This window comes from Streptomyces sp. NPDC058279 (assembly GCF_042881255.1).
Lineage (GTDB): Bacteria > Actinomycetota > Actinomycetes > Streptomycetales > Streptomycetaceae > Streptomyces.
Genome location: NZ_JBHVYA010000020.1, coordinates 89,696 through 108,501, shown reverse-complemented (window position 1 = coordinate 108,501; position 18,806 = coordinate 89,696). Strand labels below are relative to the sequence as shown.

The 18,806-nt window shown below is 71.9% G+C and carries 18 protein-coding genes and 1 pseudogene; 8 read left to right on the top strand and 11 right to left on the bottom strand.

Going from position 1 to position 18,806, the window contains the following annotated elements:
- The 4 genes from ACFVXJ_RS27715 to ACFVXJ_RS27700 all read right to left on the bottom strand — a co-directional run.
- A partial coding sequence (locus ACFVXJ_RS27715; RefSeq protein ID WP_389665733.1) for an O-antigen ligase family protein occupies nucleotides 1–1,385 on the bottom strand: 1,385 nt, incomplete at its 3' end.
- A 2-nt stretch (nucleotides 1,386–1,387) separates the two neighbouring features.
- Entirely contained in the window at nucleotides 1,388–2,893 is a 1,506-nt protein-coding gene (locus ACFVXJ_RS27710; protein WP_389665731.1) for a sugar transferase, read from the bottom strand.
- Entirely contained in the window at nucleotides 2,890–4,164 is a 1,275-nt protein-coding gene (locus ACFVXJ_RS27705) for a glycosyltransferase (protein WP_389665730.1), read from the bottom strand. The genes ACFVXJ_RS27710 and ACFVXJ_RS27705 overlap by 4 nt, the downstream gene beginning before the upstream one ends.
- 19 nt (nucleotides 4,165–4,183) lie before the next feature.
- On the bottom strand, nucleotides 4,184–5,302 hold the full coding sequence (locus tag ACFVXJ_RS27700; protein ID WP_389665729.1) for a DUF3344 domain-containing protein: 1,119 nt from the start codon (nucleotides 5,300–5,302) through the stop codon (nucleotides 4,184–4,186).
- Nucleotides 5,303–5,675: 373 nt separating this feature from the next.
- Here ACFVXJ_RS27700 and ACFVXJ_RS27695 point away from each other — a divergent pair, with 373 nt between their 5' ends.
- From ACFVXJ_RS27695 to ACFVXJ_RS27680, 4 genes are all read left to right on the top strand, one after another.
- Nucleotides 5,676–6,086 (top strand): rodlin, encoded by a 411-nt coding sequence (locus ACFVXJ_RS27695; RefSeq protein WP_389665728.1) that lies wholly within the window; start codon nucleotides 5,676–5,678, stop codon nucleotides 6,084–6,086.
- A 263-nt stretch (nucleotides 6,087–6,349) separates the two neighbouring features.
- A complete protein-coding gene (locus tag ACFVXJ_RS27690) occupies nucleotides 6,350–6,583 on the top strand; it encodes a chaplin (protein ID WP_389665727.1) in 234 nt (77 codons plus the stop codon).
- Between the two features lie 121 nt (nucleotides 6,584–6,704).
- Complete coding sequence (locus ACFVXJ_RS27685; RefSeq protein WP_389665725.1) at nucleotides 6,705–7,775, top strand: chaplin; 1,071 nt, start codon at nucleotides 6,705–6,707, stop codon at nucleotides 7,773–7,775.
- A gap of 160 nt (nucleotides 7,776–7,935) precedes the next feature.
- Complete coding sequence (locus ACFVXJ_RS27680; protein WP_389665723.1) at nucleotides 7,936–8,283, top strand: hypothetical protein; 348 nt, start codon at nucleotides 7,936–7,938, stop codon at nucleotides 8,281–8,283.
- An 81-nt stretch (nucleotides 8,284–8,364) separates the two neighbouring features.
- On the opposite strand, the gene ACFVXJ_RS27675 is transcribed toward ACFVXJ_RS27680, so the two are convergent.
- Both ACFVXJ_RS27675 and ACFVXJ_RS27670 read right to left on the bottom strand, forming a co-directional pair.
- Complete coding sequence (locus ACFVXJ_RS27675) at nucleotides 8,365–8,607, bottom strand: chaplin (protein ID WP_389665722.1); 243 nt, start codon at nucleotides 8,605–8,607, stop codon at nucleotides 8,365–8,367.
- A 179-nt stretch (nucleotides 8,608–8,786) separates the two neighbouring features.
- Entirely contained in the window at nucleotides 8,787–9,251 is a 465-nt protein-coding gene (locus ACFVXJ_RS27670; protein ID WP_389665720.1) for a hypothetical protein, read from the bottom strand.
- 283 nt (nucleotides 9,252–9,534) lie between these two features.
- On the opposite strand from ACFVXJ_RS27670, the gene ACFVXJ_RS27665 reads away from it, so the two are divergent.
- Nucleotides 9,535–9,945, top strand: a complete 411-nt coding sequence (locus ACFVXJ_RS27665) for a rodlin (RefSeq protein WP_389665749.1) — start codon at nucleotides 9,535–9,537, stop codon at nucleotides 9,943–9,945.
- A 154-nt stretch (nucleotides 9,946–10,099) separates the two neighbouring features.
- Here the strand turns inward: ACFVXJ_RS27665 and ACFVXJ_RS27660 are convergent, their stop codons facing one another.
- Nucleotides 10,100–10,771 carry a vitamin K epoxide reductase family protein gene (locus ACFVXJ_RS27660; protein WP_389665718.1) on the bottom strand — a complete coding sequence of 224 codons (672 nt, stop codon included), beginning with the start codon at nucleotides 10,769–10,771 and terminating at the stop codon, nucleotides 10,100–10,102.
- A gap of 183 nt (nucleotides 10,772–10,954) precedes the next feature.
- Between ACFVXJ_RS27660 and ACFVXJ_RS27655 the strand changes: the two genes are divergently transcribed.
- Nucleotides 10,955–11,716, top strand: a complete 762-nt coding sequence (locus ACFVXJ_RS27655) for a DUF6227 family protein (protein WP_389665716.1) — start codon at nucleotides 10,955–10,957, stop codon at nucleotides 11,714–11,716.
- Nucleotides 11,717–11,783: 67 nt separating this feature from the next.
- Here ACFVXJ_RS27655 and ACFVXJ_RS27650 read toward each other — a convergent pair whose 3' ends face one another.
- Nucleotides 11,784–13,346: an MFS transporter gene (locus tag ACFVXJ_RS27650; protein ID WP_389665715.1), complete on the bottom strand. Its 1,563-nt coding sequence runs from the start codon at nucleotides 13,344–13,346 to the stop codon at nucleotides 11,784–11,786.
- A 61-nt stretch (nucleotides 13,347–13,407) separates the two neighbouring features.
- Here ACFVXJ_RS27650 and ACFVXJ_RS27645 point away from each other — a divergent pair, with 61 nt between their 5' ends.
- The gene (locus ACFVXJ_RS27645; protein ID WP_389665713.1) at nucleotides 13,408–14,358 is read left to right on the top strand and encodes a helix-turn-helix transcriptional regulator; all 951 of its coding nucleotides are present in this window, start codon (nucleotides 13,408–13,410) and stop codon (nucleotides 14,356–14,358) included.
- 164 nt (nucleotides 14,359–14,522) lie between these two features.
- Here the strand turns inward: ACFVXJ_RS27645 and ACFVXJ_RS27640 are convergent, their stop codons facing one another.
- A complete protein-coding gene (locus ACFVXJ_RS27640; RefSeq protein ID WP_389665711.1) occupies nucleotides 14,523–15,500 on the bottom strand; it encodes an RNA polymerase sigma factor RpoD/SigA in 978 nt (325 codons plus the stop codon).
- 225 nt (nucleotides 15,501–15,725) lie between these two features.
- On the opposite strand from ACFVXJ_RS27640, the pseudogene ACFVXJ_RS27635 reads away from it, so the two are divergent.
- Nucleotides 15,726–16,292 (top strand): annotated as a pseudogene (locus tag ACFVXJ_RS27635) (GNAT family N-acetyltransferase).
- Here the strand turns inward: ACFVXJ_RS27635 and ACFVXJ_RS27630 are convergent.
- Nucleotides 16,289–17,050: a dioxygenase gene (locus ACFVXJ_RS27630; protein WP_389665747.1), complete on the bottom strand. Its 762-nt coding sequence runs from the start codon at nucleotides 17,048–17,050 to the stop codon at nucleotides 16,289–16,291. The pseudogene ACFVXJ_RS27635 and the gene ACFVXJ_RS27630 overlap by 4 nt on opposite strands.
- Nucleotides 17,051–17,240: 190 nt before the next feature.
- Nucleotides 17,241–18,773 carry an MFS transporter gene (locus ACFVXJ_RS27625; protein WP_389665709.1) on the bottom strand — a complete coding sequence of 511 codons (1,533 nt, stop codon included), beginning with the start codon at nucleotides 18,771–18,773 and terminating at the stop codon, nucleotides 17,241–17,243.
- Nucleotides 18,774–18,806: the final 33 nt, after the last annotated feature.

The window sequence follows — 18,806 nt, the reverse complement described above, 5'->3', positions numbered from 1 at the left end:
GGCCCCTCGGGGCCGGGCCGGGCCGGGAGCACGGCGGCGACACCTCCGGTCGCGGGCGGCAGGGCCCACCACGCGGCGAGCCCGATGATCACTCCGGTCAGCACGGTCGACGGCCCCCCGATGTCGGCGTAGAGGAAGTCGGTCAGCTGCCACACCAGCAGCCCGACCGCGATCAGCCCGCAGTCGCGCAGGTCGCGTTCGCCGCCGGCCGCGTACCGGCGCAGGCCCGCGACCAGCAGCACGGCCCAGCCACCCGCCAGCGCGGTCAGCCCGATCAGTCCCTGCTCGCTCAACACCAGCAGGTACATGTTGTGCGGGGAGAGCAGCGGCTGCTTGACGAACGCCTGGCCGGCGCCCGCGGTGTCACTGCCCGAGGACAGCGCCAGCGAGGAGTGGCCGTCCCGGTTGGCGGGGAAGCCCTTCAGGCCCACCCCGGCGGCCGGTCGTTCGCGCCACATCGACTCGGCGGCGGCCCACATCGTGTAGCGGTCGGTGACCGACTGGTCGGGGGCGTCGGAGACCTGGGTGATCGAGGTCAGCCGCTCGGTGACCATCTGGGAGCCGACCCCGAACCCGCCCACCAGCACCACGCCGACCGCCGCGAGCGCCACGACGACCTTGAGCGCCCGCCGGATTCCGGCCAGCACCATCACCAGGACCGCCGCGCCGACCGTCGCGATCCAGGCGCCCCGGCTGAACGACAGCACCAGTGGCAGCGTCAGGGCCGCCGCGCAGCCGGCCGCGATCCGCCGGACCCGGCCCGGCAGCCTCGGCGCGAGGGCGGCGGCTGTCGCCACGACCAGCCCGTACGCGACGACCGTGGCCATGCCCATGACGTCGCCCGGTCCGAAGGTGCCCACCGCCCGGATGTCGGCGCCCTGGTAGGAGGCGCCGGTGTGGGTGACGAACTGGACGACGCCCAAGGCCCCTTGGACCACCGCCAGGACCACGAAGCACCCCGCGGCCAGCCGGAACTCCCCCGCGTCCCGCACCAGCAGCACGATCGCCGCCGGTACCAGCACGAAGACCTGGAGGTAGCGCACGAACCCGGGCAGGGCCGCGTACGGGTCCCCCGCCGTCACCGTCGCCACCGCGAGTCCCACCGCGGGCACCCCGAGGACGAAGGCGCCCAACGGGCTCAACGGCCGCACCCGGCTCTGAAGGGCCCGCAGCGCGCAGACGGCCACCAGCAGCAGCGAGGCGGCGTCGGCGGGCCCGACCTTGCCGGAGGTGCTCGCGTCGCCCGCGGGCAGCGGGGCGAGCAGCAGCAGGACGGTCGCGGCGAGCGGCAGCAGCGGCCAGTGCCGGCGCAGCAGCCGGCGGGCGTACGGGCGGCCGGTGGACGGGCGGCCCCGGGGGCGGGAGTTCGATACGGCGAGGGTCATGCTCAGCTGCCTCCCAGCCGGAAACGGAAGAAGGAGGCCGCGGTCCGGGCCAGGATCCACAGGTCCTGCCACAGCGACCAGGTGTCGATGTAGTGGTTGTCGAAGCGGGCCCGGTCCTCGATGGAGGTGTCCCCCCGCAGGCCGTTGATCTGTGCGAGCCCGGTGATCCCGACCGGCATCCGGTGCCGGGCCTCGTAGCCGGGGTGCAAGGTGGCGAACTTCGCGACGAAGAAGGGCCGCTCGGGACGCGGCCCGACCAGGCTCATGTCGCCCCGGACGACGTTCCACAGTTGTGGCAGCTCGTCCAGCGAGGACTTGCGCAGGAAGGAGCCGATCGGGCTCATCCGGCGGTCCCCGGCCACGGTCCACCGGGTGGCGGACTCGTGCGGGTCGGCGCTCAGGGTGCGGAACTTCAGCAGGGTGAAGGGTCGCCCGTACAGGCCGACGCGTTCCTGCCGGAAGATCACCCCGGGCCCGTCGGAGAGCCGTACGGCCAGCGCGCAGGCGCCCATCACGGGCGCGGCGGCCAGGAGCGCGACCGCGGCGAGGGAGGAGTCGATGACGCGCTTCGCGTACCGCTCCAGCGGCCGGGCGGGGCGCGGGAGCAGCGGCTGTACGGCGTATCCCCAGAGCTGGTCGGCGGGTTCCGGCACCCGCATGCCGGTGACCTTCGCGGTCCCGGCGGGATCGGCGAGCCAGAGCCGGCAGCCGTGGTCGTGGAAGAGCCGGACCAGCGAGGCGGTGCGCTCGTCGGCCTCGGGCGGCCGGGTGAACACCGCGTGTCGGACGGAGTTCTGGATGACGGCGCGCCGGACGTCCTCGTGCGTGGACAGGAGCGGCAGCGGGCCGCTCTCGGCGTCGGGCGCGGAACCGGTGTCGGCGATCCCGACCGGCCGCAGCCCGTATTCGCGCCGCCCGTGCAGGGCGGCGGCGACGGCGCTCGCGCCCTCGCCGCGCCCGACGACCAGCGCGGAGCAGGGTCTGCGGACGGCCGCCCGGCGGCGGAGCTGGTTGACCAGCCCCCGGCCGGCGCAGGCCAGTACGGTCTGCACGCACAGGGCGCTCAGCAGCGCCTCCCAGCCGAGCGCCTGCCCCGGCCGGACGGCGGCCAGCACAGCGGCGGCGCCGCACCACAGCACAGCGGCCCGCCCGGCCAGTACGGGCAGTTCGCGCAGCGCGGACGGCGCGAGCCGGGGCCGGTAGAGCCCGGCCTGCGCGTGCAGCGCGGTCACCAGTACGGCGAGGGGCACCGCGAGTCCACCGGTGGTTCCCGGACCGGGTACGGACGTCGCGGTGAGTGCGGCGGCCAGCGCGTCGGCGGTCAGCAGCGGGAGGTTGCCGTCGCCACGCCGGGCCCGCTGCGGCCGGACGGCGGGCCGGGCCTGCTCGGCCTTGGGTCGGCGCGGGGGGTGGATGGCGGTCACGGCACGGCGGACGGCGGTGGTGCCGCCGGCGGGCCCCGTGCCGCTCTGCCCGGTGTGCCGGGCGGGTGCGCTGTCCATCGTCATCGGCTGATGCGCTCCATGTTCGAGGGCTTGGGGGTCCCCCCGGCCGAGCCGGGGGGCGAGTCCCCCCGGTGGGGCGAGGGGGCGGGCCTGCCCAGCAGTTCGTGGTAGAGACCGGTGACCGCGTCCGTGGTCCGCCGCACGTCGAACTCGGTCCGGGCGTGTTGCCCGGCCTGCTCCCCCAGTTCGGTGAGCAGCCTCGGTTCGGCGAGCAGCCGTCCCAGGGCCTTGGCCAGCGCCGTCGGGTCCTCCGGAGGCACCAGGCACAGCCGTCCCTGGCCGGGCGGCAGGCTTTCCCGGGCACCGCTGACGTCGGAGACCAGGACCGGGCGGCCACAGGCCATGGCTTCGAGCGGGGCGAGCGCCATTCCTTCCCACCGCGACGGCAGTACAACGATGTCGGCGGCCCGAAGCCACGGTCGGATGTCGGCGGCGGCTCCCGCGAGGTGCACGCCGGACGGCGCGGCGCGGCGCAGTGCCTCGCCGTCGGGGCCGTCGCCGACCAGCACCAGCCGGGCGTCCGGGACCGTTCCCAGCACCTCCGGCCAGGCGCGGAGCAGGATGTCCTGTCCCTTCTGCGGGCAGAGCCGTCCGACGCAGACGGCCAGCGGCCCGTCGCCCCGGAAGGCGGCGGGCAGCGGCAGTTCGGCGCGCGCGTCGGCCCGGTCCTCGGCGCGGACGGCGCGGCCGGGGCGGAAGTGGGACAGGTCCACGCCGTTGCGGATCACCGACCAGTGGGCGGTGACGCCCTCCGACTCCCCGGTCCGGCGTTCCGATTCGCTGACGCAGAGCACCCGGTCGGCCCAGCGTGCCCCGAACCGCTCCCAGCGCAGCGCGAGCGCGGCGGTGGCGCCGCCGACGGCGTCGAAGGACCAGGCGTGGGGCTGGAAGACGGTGGGCAGGGAGCCGCGTACGGCGAGCCGACCGGCGAGGCCGGCCTTGGCGCTGTGGGCGTGCAGCAGGTCGGGGCGGACGCGGCGGACGAGGCGTAGGGCGCCGAGGACTTCGGCGGGCAGGGCCGGTCCGGGGGAGCGTCCCGCGTGCCAGGTGTGGACCTCGGCCCCCGCGTCGCGGGCCGCCGCGCCGAGCCGTCCGCCGTCGGGACAGCCGACGACGACGCGCAGCCCGGCGGCGGACTGGGCCCGGACGAGGTCGGTGACGACCCGGGCGACCCCGCCGTCGACGGGCTGGACCAGGTGGAGGACGGTGAACGGCCCGGTGACCGTCTCGGAGGGTGGGTGCGGGGACTGTGCTGTCGGACGATGTGTCGACACGTGGAGTGGTCTCCTGCGTTCAGCGGCGCGCGTCTGTCTGAACGAAGAGCACACCGAGGAATTGACCCTGGCTTTCGCCCGTGAACGTGAAGTTCAGACTGCGGGCGCCACCGGACAGGGCGGGGCTCAGATCGAACACGTCCGCGTCGTATCCGAGATTATTCATATATTCAGGCTGTCGTACGAACGACTGCCCGAATTCCGTGATCGTGGAATTCATGATGTCGTTGAAAGGGTTTTCCGCGTCGCTGATGCTCACCCGGCGTCCACTGTCGGCGGTCACCGTGAGCGAGTCCCCGAGGTTCCCCCGGTCGCCGTCGTACGCGACCACCCCGATCCGGCCCGAGGACCCCGCCGGCGCGTTCAGCCCGGCCAGCTCCACCGTCTGCGCGGCCGCCTGGCCCGCCCCCGCCGCGATCCCCTCGAAGCCGTCCCACAGCGAGACCCGCCGCAGCGGCTCCTGCGGCTGCTCGTACGCGGCGACGAGGGTCCAACCGCCCCAGGCACCCGCCTCCGAGCGGCCCATCGCGATGTTCAGTTGGGCGACCGTCCACATCCCGGTACCGCCCTTGCGCACCAGCGGGGTCACGTCGGCCGACGCCTGGTAGGCGTCGCTCGCCGCGTCGGTGCGGTGCCCGACCACGGTGTCGGCCAGCACCTCCTTGTACGCGCCGCCCGGTTCGGCGACCAGCACCCGGCCGCTGTCCTCCGGTGGCTTCTGCTCGCCCACCCGCAGGTTGCCGCCCCAGTACAGCCGGGCGTACGAGACCTTCGCCCCCTGCGGGATCTTGAGCTCGGCGCGGGTCGAGTTGTAGGTGTCGGGGTCCTTGTCGACCTCCGTGTAGAACATGTCGTAGTCGCCGTTGACCCCGCTCGCGCCGCGCCTCACCTCGGGGCACGGCTCGGCCTGCGGAGCCTCCTCCTTGCGGCAGGTGATCGAGGAGTTGGAGGCCCGGACGAGACCGCCGTGCCGCACGGCCTGGTAGCGCTGGGTGAACGGGACGCGGGGCAGCTCCCTGAACGTCGCGGTGGTCGCCGGGGCGGACGCGGCCACGGCGCCGGCCGCGGGAACGTACGTCGAAAGGACGAGGGAGGACAGAAGACCGAGCGCGCCGAGGATTCTTCGGGGGGAACCCATGACCCTGCCTCCTATTTTCGATCAACGGAACAAAACAGGAGTGAACTTTGTCAGAACTCAGGGCTGAAATCACGCGGGACTCGCTCGTACGGCCTTTTGGGCGATAACACGCACCCTCGGAGCGGTCGGGTCGTTATGCGGGTGCACCATTGTTCGAACCCAAAGGGGAAAAGCGGGCGAGCACAGGCACCGCCCCGGCGCCCACGGCGTCGCCGCCCCCGACCCCTGGTTCGACACCCCCGCGTCAACGCCCGACGTCAACCGTGATGTCCGAAACTTCGGCATCCGGGTGAAGACACGCAACCCGAGCCGGGACCACGCCGTTGATCCGAGTGCTCCAAGTAACGGGCAATCCTGCAAAAAAGGGACGACAATGATCAAGAAGTTTGTGGCCGGCGCAGCGGTTGCCGCCTCCGTCGTGGGCCTTGGTGCCGCCATGGCGCCGCAGGCGATGGCCATCGGCAACGACAACGGCATCAACACCGTCAACGGCAACGGCGCCTCGCAGATCTACGGCAACCAGGCCACCTACGGCAACATGAGCCCCCAGATGGCGCTGATCCAGGGCTCCTTCAACAAGCCCTGCATCGCCCTGCCGGCCAAGGCCAACGTGCAGTCGGTCCTCGCCCTGCTCAACATCGGCATCCAGGACGTCAACGTCCTGTCCAACCCGCAGAACCAGCAGTGCACCGAGAACTCGACCCAGGCCAAGGGCGACGAGGCCCTCTCGCACATCCTGGACAACATCCCGATCCTCTCCGGCAACGTCTCCGCCGGCAGCTGATCGCGCCCCGCACCGGGGAAGGGGCCGCCGCACCTTCGGGTCGCGGCGGCCCCGCCGCGTATGCGGCCCGATATCGCACGGGCCCGGTCCGGGGCTCGCGCCCCATTCGTACCGATAACTCGGAAAACGGGTGACGGGCACCCGGCGGTGGCGCATCGGGGTGAAATAAACGCCCCCTCCCGAAAATCCCCGGTTTCTTTTTCCGGAGCCACTCGTTATTGATTTCGCAGTGGATACGCCTCTGCAGGAAGGATCGAAAACAAATGACGTACAAGAAGGCAGTGGTGCTGGCCGCCGGCGTTCTGATGGCCGCCGGTGCCGCCGCTCCCGCCATGGCCGACGCGGGTGCCGAGGGCGCGGCCGTGGGCTCCCCGGGTGTCCTCTCGGGCAACCTGGTCCAGGTCCCCGTGCACGTCCCGGTCAACGTCTGCGGCAACACCGTCAACGTGATCGCGCTGCTGAACCCCACGTTCGGCAACGTCTGCGTCAACGACTGACGGAGTGCGCGCGCCCGCAAGGGCACACCTCCTCGCCAGTGGCCTCGGAGTGCACGGCGGTGCACTCCGAGGCCGCTTCGATACAGCACCGGCGCGAACGCCGGTAGACAGGGAAGGACCCATGCGACAGGTACTGAGCCGACAGGTACTGGGCAAGGGGGTGCTCACGGCGGCGGCCGCTTCCAGCCTGCTGTCGATCGCTACCGGCGCGGCCTACGCGTACCCCGGGGCGATGGCCGAGGCCGCGCACTCGCCGGGTGTGGCGTCCGGCAACAGCGTCTCGGTACCGATCACCTTCAGCCCCAACGTGTGCGGCAACAGTGTGGACGGGGGCGCGGCTCTCAACCCGGCGTTCGGCAACACCTGCGCCACGACCACCGGTTCCGACACCGACTTCGACTACGAGCGGTACCTGAGCCCCGAGCACGCCCAGGCGTTCGAGCACTACCTCGACGAGCGGCAGGGGCGCCACGCGCTGCCCCGCCCGACGCACGAGGAAGAGCGGGAGCAGGGCGCGCCCCGTGGCCGGGCACCCCGCCACGCGGCCCCGCAGCAGGAAGCCCCGCAGCACGCGGCACCCCGGCAGGAAGCCCCTCGGCACGCGGTGCCCGAGCGACCGGCCCCCGAGCACGCGGCGCCCCGGCACGACCTTCCGCCGCAGGCCGGCCCCCGGCACGAGGTCTCGCACAAGGTCTCGCACAAGGTCTCGCACCAGGACGGGTACGGCCGGAGCGGCGACCAGGAGGAGTGCGACGAGCACCCCCGGTCCGCCCACCCCGCGCCGCCCGCGCCCGCCCCCGCCGAGGAAGCCCCGCACACCCTCCCGGCCCCGGTGGAGGAGGCCCCGCACACCCTTCCCGCGCCGGTGGAGGAGGGTTCCGGGCCGCCGCACGGCAGCCAGGTCGTGGAGCGACCGGCCCCGGCGCCGGTACCGGAGGCGCCACGTCCCGCCGACCAGCCGCCGGCCGCCCCCGCCGGTGACGTCCCGGTCCACGTGCTCCCCGCGCCGGCTCCGGTACCCGCCCCCGCCCCCGCTCCGGCTCCCGCCCCCGCTCCCGTCGTGGCCCACCCCCAGCTCCACGCCCCGGAGCTGGCGGCCACCGGAGCCGGGCAGCCCGGGGTCGCGGCGGCGCTCGCCGCGGCGTTGGTCCTGGGCGGCGCCATTCTCTACCGGCGATCCCGCGCCGCCTGACCGGCAATACCGGTAATCGGAAGAAATATCGGCCGGAGAATCCCTTGTTCGGATTCTCCGGCCGTCGCCTTGTTCGCTCGCGCGTTTCCGTATCCACCGGGAATCGTTAACCAGGCCGAAAGCGGCGCGACGGTCGCCGCTGGAAAAGGATTTCGAAAAAATGAAGTTCACGAAGGTCGCCGCTGTCGTCGCCGGCTCCGTCGCCGCACTCGCCGCCACCGCCCCCGCGTTCGCGGCCGAGACGCCTGCCGCGCTGCCCCCCATGAGCCTGACGGGCGGGGTGACCGAGACCTTGAACGCGGTCAACCCCGTCTCCGAGGCGCTCCCCCAGACGGCGGGCAACGCCCTCGCCGAGCAGGGCGACTCCGTGGGCAAGGTGGTCGGCACCGTGCAGAGCGTCAACAAGGTCCGCAACGACGTGCCCGGCGAGGTGATGAAGCTCGCGGACGGCGCCACCCAGGCGACCCCGATGCTCGGCGGCGTCCACCTGAACGGCGGGGCCAACTGAGCAGACGGGACCGATCCGGTCCCGACATGACTGTGGGCGCCACCGGCGAGGCCGGGGCGCCCACAGTCGGATGTGCCGACGTCAGTCGTTGACGCAGACGTTGCCGAACGCCGGGTTCAGCGCGCCGATGACGTTGACGGAGTTACCGCACACGTTGATCGGAATGTGGACCGGGACCTGGACCAGGTTGCCCGAGAGGACACCGGGGGATCCCACGGCCGCGCCCTCGGCCGAGGCGTCGGCGGAGGCGGCGCCCGCGGCACCGGCCACAGCGAGACCAGCGGAGGCCAGGGCCACGGCGGCCTTCTTGGCAGCAGAGTTCATGGGGAGTGCACCTTCTCTTCGACGTCCTGCCCCGATCCCGGGGCTCACATCGAGCGAAACGGTTCTGGTTCCCCGACGACACGGGTACGGACGAGATCAGACCTGTTCAGCCCAATAGTCGTAACCTCGCGGCCCGTCCCCGCAGCGCTCCGCCGCCCGGCCTACGGCCCTTCGTGTCCTCAGGGAAGGTCGGGCACGTCGGGGATCTCGGGGACCAGGTCGGTCGGCGGCTTGAGCGGAGTCGCCGCCGGCGGTGCCGCCGGGTCGGCGGGGATCGAAACGGACGGGGTCTTCTTGGGCGTCATGACGGGCAGCGTCGGCAGCCCGGGGATCTCCGGCAGCGTCGGGAGCTTCGGCAGCTCGATCGGCGGCAGTGTCACCCCGGCCGGCAGCAGCCCCGTCAACGACTTGAGCAGGTCCTGCAGCGTCTTCAGGAGACCCGCGAGGAGGTCGTCGACCGGACCGGCCGCCGCGGCCCGGGCCTCGACTCCCTGGATCTGCTGCTGTACGGCCGCCACTCGACGCGTCAGCGCGGCGGAACTGTCACCGCCCGCGGCGCCCGCAGGGGCTGCCGCGCCGGCGAGTATGACGGCGGCGAGGACCGACGGGACAAGGACGCGGGTGCGGAACGGCTTCGTGCGCATGGGTCTTCCTCACAGTGGTCGCACAGACGTGGACCCCAACGATCCACTTCCTTACCCACCGTGCGAACGCCTTGCACGGAGCGCAACCGGAGGACCACGGACGGCCCCGTCCGTCCACGTCGCGTACGGACTTCGCGCACACGTCCGGAGCGCCCTCACCCGGGCCGGGTAAACACGCTCGCCCGAACGGGCCGTTTGAGTGAAGCAGCGGAACCAACCACTCCGGCAGGCAGTTGATCAGGGCGCTCCACTAGCGGGCACTCGTGCGACAAAAGGACCAATGATGCTCAAGAAGATCATGACTGCTGCCGCGGTCACCGCCGCCGCCGTCGGCGCGGGCGCTGCTGTCGCGGCCCCGGCCATGGCCATCGGCAACGACAACGGGATCAACACCGTCAACGGCAACGGGGCCACCCAGATCTACGGCAACCAGAAGACCGAGGGCCCCATGAGCCCGCAGCTCGGCCTGGTCCAGGGCACGCTGAACAAGCCCTGCATCGGCCTGCCGGTCAAGGTCAACGCCCAGTCGATCCTGGCCCTGATCAACGTCGGTGTCCAGGACATCAACGTCCTGTCCAACCCGCAGAACCAGCAGTGCACCGAGAACTCCACCCAGGCCAAGGGTGACGAGCCGCTCTCGCACATCCTGGACAACATCCCGGTCCTGTCCGGCAACCTGTCCAACGGCAGCTGATCGTCGTTCCCCCGGCGGCCTGACCGGCCGTACGGTCGGGCCCCGGCGCCTGTGGAGCGACGCGGTGACGCGGTCGAAGCGATGCGGTGTGTGATGTGACGAGGGCCCCGGCAGCCTCCAGCTGCCGGGGCCCTCGCGCGTGGCCGGGCGGCCCTCAACTCGTCCAGAACTCCCACCACCGGGTGAGGATGAGCATCCCGATGATCCCCAGGTGCAGGGCGGGCGGAGCCCAACCGAACTCGGCGAAGAACTGCCGCAACGGGCCCGGGGCCGCGCTCGTACGGAGATTGTGCGCGGTGACCGCCCAGAACATCAGCAGCGTCGCCGTCCAGGTCAGACAGCACCACAGGCAGAGCGCGTTGATCTCGTAGAGGGACTGGACCATCAACCAGGTGCAGAAGCCGGTGCCGAAGAGCGTTCCGGCGTTCAGTCCGAGCCAGAACCAACCCCGGTAGCGGGCCCCGGCGAGCAGGCCGACGCCGACGCAGACGACGACACCGTAGGCCACCAGCCCCAGCATCGGATTGGGGAAGCCGAAGGCGTGCGCCTGCTCGCTCTTCATCACGCTGCCGCAGGAGACCACGGGGTTGAGGCTGCACGCGGGCTTGAAGGACGGGTCTTCCAGCAGGAGGAACTTGTCGAGGGTGATCACCCAGGAGGCCAGCACGCCGGCGGCCCCGGTGAGGATCAGCAACCAGGCCAACGCCAGGGGGGTGCGCGCCGGTTCGTCCCCGGTGCGTCCGGAGCGCTCCTGTTGGCGCGGGAGGGCCGCCGGGGCGGTGGTGGTGCTGTCGGGTGCCGTGCCGTTCGTTGCCATGCGGCCCATAGTCCCGCGCTCCGTCGCAGACCGGGGCCAACCGTACGTATCCGTACGCAAGTTGACCTGAAGGGGTGGCGGGAACCCCTGATACTTCCCGGACGTTTTAACGAATCCCGGACGTGATGTCAGTGCCAGGGGCTACGTTGTGCTTCCGCGAAGTGACAAGCTGCGACGGCCTGGAGACCCACCTTGAGCGATCCGTACGAGACAACCGAGGCCCACCTCGATCGACTCCTGGGCCGCGCCCTGAACTCCTTCGACCTGCCGGACGGGCTGGTCGGGCGCCTGCGCACGGCGCTCGCCCACAGCTCTTCGCTGCACACCACCCACCACAGCCCGTCCGCGGGGCTGTGGCGGGAGACCCACCGACACACCTACCTACTGGCCGACGGCCGGGCGCGATCGCTCTGGGAACTGGTCTACCGGCGCAAGGACGACACGGTCGTGCGCCACGAGCTGTTCGCCGGCCGGTCCGAGCTCTGCCTGGCGGTGGCGCGCCTGTTCGGTGAGGTCCCCTCCCAAGTGGCGCGGGAACTGGAACCGGCGGGGGCGGAGCCGCAGGACGGGGCCGCCGCGTTGAGCGCCCTGTTCACGGACCCGGCCCCGGCCCCGCACCGGGAGTACGCGGTGGAGCAGTCCGCCGACCACGCCCGTCGGGTGCTGCGGCGCGCGGAGAACGCGGACCGGCCCGGCGAGGGCGTGGCGCTGCGCCTGCGCTCGGCGTACGCGCACCAGATCACGCAGGCGTTCGGCGGTCGGCAGTGGCCGGGGGACGGGCGGGGTGCCGGATTCACCCTGTACGAGCACGCGTTCGTGCTGGTGGACGGCGGCGAGGTGAGCCTGTGGGAGGTCGAGCACACGGCCACGCCGGACGGCCGCCACATGTGCGAGGTGTACGAGAGCGAGGCCGCGGCGCGCGAGGCGATGGAGCTGCGCGCCCGGGTCCGCTGACGTACCGGCGCGGGCGCGCGAACGGGCGCGCCCGCCCGGAGGCGGACGCGCCCGTCGCACCCGTGGCTCAGGCGGCCTTCGCCGCCTCGGCGACCTCGGTGGCCTCGGCGCCTTCGCGCTCGGCCATCGGGACCTGCTTGCGCGGCAGCATGAACATCACCGCGAAGATCACGACCAGCACCGCCACCACCCACCACAGGGCGCTGCGGAACGCCTCGACGTACGGGGCCCCGTAGACCATGTCGTCGTCGATCACCCCGAAGAAGACGACGGACGTCAGACCCAGACCCAAGGCGTTGCCCATCTGGCCGGTGGTGTTGATCAGGCCGGAGGCCGAGCCGGCGTGCTCGCGCGGGACCTGGGAGAGCACGGTGTCCGTGAGCGGGGCCACGATCAGGCCCATGCCGATGCCCATCACCACGAGGGGGGCGGCCATCTGCCAGGAGGCGATCCCCATGCCGTAGTGGGCGGACTCCCAGATGTAGAGGAGGAGACCCGCGGCCATGGTCAGCGCGCCCGCCTGGAGGACCTTGCGGCCGAAGCGCGGTACGAGCTTCTGGACGGACATGCCCGCGGCCGCCGAGACGGCGATCGAGAAGGGGATGCCGGTGGTGCCGGCGCGGAGCGGGGTCCAGCCGAGGCCCATCTGCATGTAGAGCGTCCAGACCAGGAAGAAGATGCCGGTCGCGATCCCGAAGGTCAGCTGGACGGCGATGCCGCCCGCGAAGCTCTTGATGGAGAAGAGGGAGAGCTCCACCAGCGGCGATCCGTCCTTGCGGATCTTGTACTTCTCGTACGCGATGAAGCCGGCGAACAGCAGCGGCGCGGCGGCCATGCAGACGAAGCCCCACAGCGGCCAGTCGTTCTCCCGGCCGTGGGTCAGCGGGAAGATCAGCATGACGAGGGCGACGGTGGCGAGCACGACGCCGATCAGGTCGAGCCGCAGGGCCTTGGGGGCCTTGGACTCGGTGATGAACTTGGCGCCCAGGATCACGCCCGCGATGCCGACGGGCAGGTTGATCAGGAAGATCGGGCGCCATTCGAGGCCGAGGAGGTTCCACTCGGTGAGCAGGGCGCCGAGCATCGGGCCCGAGACGGCACCGAGGCCGACGATCGCGCCGAACATGCCGAAGACCTTGCCCCGCTCCTGGGGCGGGAAGGTGACGTGGATGATCGCCAGTACCTGGGGCACCATCATGGCCGCCATACCGCCCTGGAGGATGCGGGAGGCGACGAGCACGGAGGGGTTGGCGGCGATGCCGCAGAGCGCCGAGGCGGCGGTGAACCCGGCTATACCGATCAGGAAGAGGCGCTTGCGCCCGTAGATGTCACCGAGACGACCGCCCGTGATCAGACCGGCGGCGAAGGCGAGGGCGTACCCGGCGGTGATCCACTGGATGGCGCTGGTGGAGGCGCCGAAGTCCGCGCGCATGCTGGGTATCGCGATGTTGACGATCGTGACGTCCACCAGGTCCATGAAGGCCGCGGTCATCACGATGGCGAGCGCCAGCCAGCGGCGGCGGTCGGCGGGTGAGCTGCTGCTCGTGTCGTCGTTGAGGGTGTCGTTCCGCTCTTCTTGTACGGGCCCGTTCTCTCTTTCGGGCGATGTCTGGGCTGTCTCGGTGCTCATGGGATGAACCTAGACCCCATGTAGGTCAGATGGTGTCCTATTTCCCTGGCAGCCTGTTGTCATGAACGACACTCCCGCGCGGCTGCTGACTCTGCTCTCCCTGCTCCAGACTCCGCGCGAGTGGCCGGGCAGCGAGCTGGCCGAGCGGCTTCGGGTGAGCGCCCGGACCATTCGGCGGGACATCGAGCGGTTGCGCGAGCTGGGGTACCCGGTGGAGGCCACGCTGGGGGCCGAGGGCGGGTACCGGCTGGTGGCGGGCGCGGCGATGCCGCCGCTGCTGCTGGACGACGAGGAGGCGGTGGCGATCGCGGTGGGCCTGCGGGCGGGGGCCGGCCACGCCATCGAGGGGGTGGACGAGGCGTCCGTACGGGCCCTCGCGAAGCTGGAGCAGGTGCTGCCGGCGCGGCTGCGGCGGCGGGTGGGCGCGTTGCAGTCGGCCACGGTGGCGGTGACCCGCGGCGACGGGGCGAGCGTCGACCCGCGGACCCTGACGACGATGGCGGCGGCGGTGGCGGGCCCGGAGCGGCTGCGGTTCGCCTACCGGGCGCGGGACGGGGCGGAGTCCCGGCGACTGGTGGAGCCGTACCGGCTGGTGAGCGCGGGCAGCCGGTGGTACCTCGTCGCGTACGACCTGGAGCGGGACGACTGGCGCACCTTCCGGGTGGACCGGGTCGGCGATCCGTTCGCGACGGGAGCGCGCTTCGCGCCGCGGGAGCTGCCCGTGGACGCGGCGGAGTTCGTGCGGCGGGGGCTGCGGGGGGCCCAGACGTACGTGGTGGAGGTGACCTTCGCGGCACCGGCGGAGGCGCTGCCGGACTGGCTGCTTGGGAACGAGGTGCCGGTGGCGGGGGGTTGCCGGGTGCGGTTCGAGAGCGGGGACGCGCCTGAGTGGCTGGCGACCCGGCTCGCCCTGACGGGAGCGGAGTTCACGGTCCACGCCCCGCCGGCCCTCGCGGAGGCCGCCCGGGTCCTGGGTGCGCGGCTCACGAGGTCGAGTCCCGTCGGCGCGTGAGGCGCGCGGACCGCGACCGGGGGCGGGGGCCGGGCCGGGGGGCCGAGCCGCGGAGGCGGGCCCGGCAACCGGGAGGCGGCGGCCCCGGGCAGCGGGGAGCCCCCGGCGCCTGGGGGGATAGGCACCGGGGGCTCGTTCGGGGGGCTTCGCCCCGCCGTGGCCGATCAGGCCACGGCGTCGAAGCCGGTGTCGCGCGCCATCCGCTTCAGTTCCAGCAGCGCGTGCTTCTCGATCTGCCGGATCCGCTCGCGGGTCAGGCCGTGCTGCTTGCCGACCTCGGTCAGCGTGCGCTCGCGCCCGTCCTCGATCCCGTACCGCATCTTGATGATCGACGCGGTGCGCTGGTCGAGCTTGCCGAGCAGGTCCTCCAGCTCCTCGCTGCGCAGCAGGGAGAGCACGGACTGCTCGGGGGAGATCGCGGAGGTGTCCTCCAGCAGGTCGCCGAACTGGGTGTCGCCCTCGTCGTCCACGGACATGTTGAGGCTGACCGGGTCACGCGCCCAGTCCAGTACGTCCCCGACGCGCTTCTCCGTCGAGTCCAGCTCGGCGGCGATCTCGGCGTGCTCCGGATCGCGCCCGTTCTCACGGTTGAACTCGCGCTGGATCCGGCGGATCCGGCCGAGTTCCTCGACCAGGTGGACGGGGAGGCGGATGGTGCGGGACTGGTCGGCGATGGAGCGGGTGATGGCTTGGCGGATCCACCACGTGGCGTACGTGGAGAACTTGAAGCCCTTGGTGTAGTCGAACTTCTCGACCGCACGGACCAGGCCGGCGTTGCCCTCCTGGATCAGGTCGAGCAGCGGGAGGCCGCTGCGCGGGTAGCGGCGGGCGACGGCGACGACCAGGCGGAGGTTGGAGCGGATGAAGACTTCCTTGGCGCGCTCTCCCTCGGCCGCCAGGGCTTCCAGCTCCTCACGCGCGGGGGTCTCCCCGGCGGGCTCTATCGCGCCGTCGAGGATCTGCCGGGCGTAGACGCCCGCCTCGATGATCTGCGACAGCTCCACTTCCTTGGCCGCGTCGAGCAGGGGGGTGCGCGCGATCTCGTCCAGGTACATGCCGACCAGGTCGCGGTCGGCGATCTCGCCGCCCGCGGCGCGGGCACTGCCCGTGGACTGACTGCGGGCGACGGCGCGGGTTGCCATGCGTGCTCCCTTGCGATGCGATGGATTTCGGTCGCGGTGCGGCTGCCGGACGCCTCGGCTGCGAGAGGTGCGGCACGGTCGACGCGTCCTTCGGACACTCTCCCGAGTGCCCGCTTCCGAAGGAAACAACGACTGGAATCGGGACAGAATTCCCACGCGGTCCCCTCTTTTTCCAGATCTTGCAGTATCCTGCGCCGCCATCCCCTTGGCGATCGAGGAGACGCGATGCCGCGAGAGCCCGAAGAGGTGCAGGTCAGGCCCGGGGTCGAGGCCGACTTGGCGGCCCTGACGGAGATCTACAACCACTACGTCCGTGAGACGCCCGTCACCTTCGACACGGTCGCCTTCACCCCGGAGCAGCGCCGCCCGTGGCTGCACTCCCACCCTGAAGACGGCCCCCACCGGCTCCTGGTTGCCTGGACCGGTGAGTGAATGGCGGGATACGCGACAAGCAGCGTGTTCCGCCCGAAACCGGCGTATGCCGGTTCGGTGGAGGTCAGCGTCTACCTCGCCCCGCACGCGGTCGGCCGCGGCATCGGCACACGGCTGTACGACGCGCTCTTCGCGGCGCTCGCCGACGAGCCCGTCCACCGGGCCTTCGCGGGCATAGCGCTGCCGAACGACGCCTCGGTCCGCCTCCACGAGCGCTTCGGCTTCCGACACATCGGCGACTTCACGGAGGCCGGCCACAAGTTCGGCCGCTTCTGGGACGTCGGCTGGTACGAGAAGGCGCTGGTCGGCAGCGGGGCGGGGGGCGGTGGGGCGGGCGGCGGTGGGGCGGGCGGCGCCTAGCCGAACTGGAGGGAGCGCTTGGACAGGCCCATCCAGAAGCCGTCCACGGGCGTGGTGGGGGCGGTGAGGTCGCCGGACGCCTCGGCCGCGCCCAGGGTGACGAAGAGCGGCGCGAAGTGCTCGGTACGGGGGTGGGCCAGGCGGCCCGCCGGCGACTTGGCCTCGAAGTCCAGCAGGGCGTCCACATCGGCGGCGGCCAGCGCCTCGCGGCCCCAGGCATCGAACTCCGTCGACCAGCCGGGTACGCCCCCGTGCCGCAGCGCGGCGAGGTTGTGCGTGAAGAAGCCGCTGCCCACGATCAGCACGCCCTCGTCGCGCAAGGGGGCGAGGGTGCGGCCGATCTCCATGAGCCGGACCGGGTCGAGCGTGGGCATGGATATCTGGAGCACCGGGACATCGGCCTCGGGGAACATCTCCACGAGGGGGACGTACGCGCCGTGGTCCAGTCCCCGGTCCGGGATGTCCTGGACGGGGGTGCCGGGCGCCCGGAGCAGTGATCGTACGGAGGCGGCCAGCCCGGGGGCGCCCGGGGCGTCGTAGCGCACCCGGTAGTAGTGCTCGGGGAAGCCCCAGAAGTCGTACACGAGCGGGGCCCGCTCGGTGGTCCCGAGGGCCAGCGGGGCCTCCTCCCAGTGCGCGGAGACCATGAGGATCGCGCGCGGGCGGGGCAGGCCGGCCGACCAGGCGGCCAGTTCGCCCGGCCAGATCGGGTCGTCGGCCAGCGGCGGGGCGCCGTGGCTGAGGTACAGCGCGGGCATGCGGCCCGTCGTGGGGGTGGTGTTCGTCGACACAGCGCGCTCCTCGTGAACGGTCGCGGGGCTCCCGTAGGTCCTCGCAGGCGGATCGCCGTAGGTCCTCTTACGGCGTCCCCTGAAAAGACTAACCCCGCCTCGTTCAAATTTGAACGAAGCGGGGTCATCCGTCATTCCCGTACGGCGCGCGGGCCCGTCAGTGGGCGAGCACCGGGATCTTCACCTCGTCCGCCACGCCGTCGCCCGAGGCCACCGGGCCACCGGAACCGGGCCGGCCCGTGTTGATCAGGGTGAACGCGAGGAAGGAGCTGGTCACCAGGATGCCGACGGCCCACCAGATGGCGGAGGAGTAGCCCTCGACCATGGCCTGCGCCTGGACCAGCTTCGCCGCCGCACCGCCCGCGGCGACCTGCGCGGCGTGGTCCGTCAGGTACGCGGTCGTCGCCGAGGCGGCGATGGTGTTCAGCAGCGCCGTACCGATGGCGCCGCCCACCTGCTGCGAGGTGTTCACCATGGCGGAGGCGACACCGGCGTCGGCGGGGTTCACCCCGTGCGTGGCCAGGGACATCGCCGGCATGAACGCCGAGCCCATGCCGAGGCCGAGCAGCACCTGCGCCGGGAGGATCAGCGCCGGGTAGGAGGAGCCGACCTCCAGCTGGGTCAGCAGCAGCATGCCGGTGGCCGCGAGCAGGAAGCCGGGGCCCATCAGGAACCGCGGCGGGACGCGGGTCATCAGGCGGGCGCCGATCTGGGTGGAGCCCGTGATCATGCCCGCGATCATCGGCAGGAAGGCGAAACCGGTCTTGACGGGCGAGAAGCCCTTGACCACCTGGAGGTAGTAGGTGAGGAAGAGGAACAGGCCGAACATCGCGATGACGGCCAGACCGAGGGAGAGGTAGACACCGCCGCGGTTGCGGTCCAGTACGACGCGCATCGGCAGCAGCGGGGACTTCACCACGCGCTCGGTGCGGACGAAGGCGCCGAGCAGCACCGCGGAGGAGACGAACATGGTCACGGTGAGCGCGTCCGACCAGCCGGCGGACTCGGCGCGGGTGAATCCGTAGACCAGGGCGACCAGGCCGAGGGTCGACAGGATCACGCCGGGGACGTCCAGCCGGGCGCGGTTGCGGCCGCCGGCGGGTTCGCGGATGACGAGCCAGGCACCCGCGGCCGCGATGATCGCGAACGGGATGTTGACGAAGAACGTCCAACGCCAGTTGAGGTACTCGGTGAGGAAGCCGCCGAGGATCAGGCCGACGGCGCCGCCGCCGCCCGCGATCGCGCCGTAGATGCCGAACGCCTTCGCCCGCTCCTTGGCGTCGGTGAACATGACGGCCAGCAGGGACAGGGCGGCGGGCGCCAGCAGCGCGCCGAAGGCGCCCTGGAGGGCGCGGGCGCCGAGCATCATGGCCTCGCCGCCGGCGGCGCCGCCGAGCGCGGAGGCCAGGGCGAAGCCGGTGAGGCCGGTGATGAAGGTCTTCTTGCGGCCCCACTTGTCGGCGATGCGACCACCGAAGAGGAGGAGCCCGCCGAAGGCCAGCGCGTAGGCGGTGATGACCCATTGGCGGTTGCCGTCCGAGATGCCGAGGTCTGTCTGCGCGGACGGGAGGGCGATGTTCACGATGGTCGCGTCGAGGACGACCATGAGCTGCGCCAGGGCTATGAAGACGAGGGCCTTCCAGCGGCTGGGATCCGCAGCCGACGGTGGTGTCGCGGCTGTTTTCGACATGGGGGTACCCACTTCACTGTACGGAACGACGGA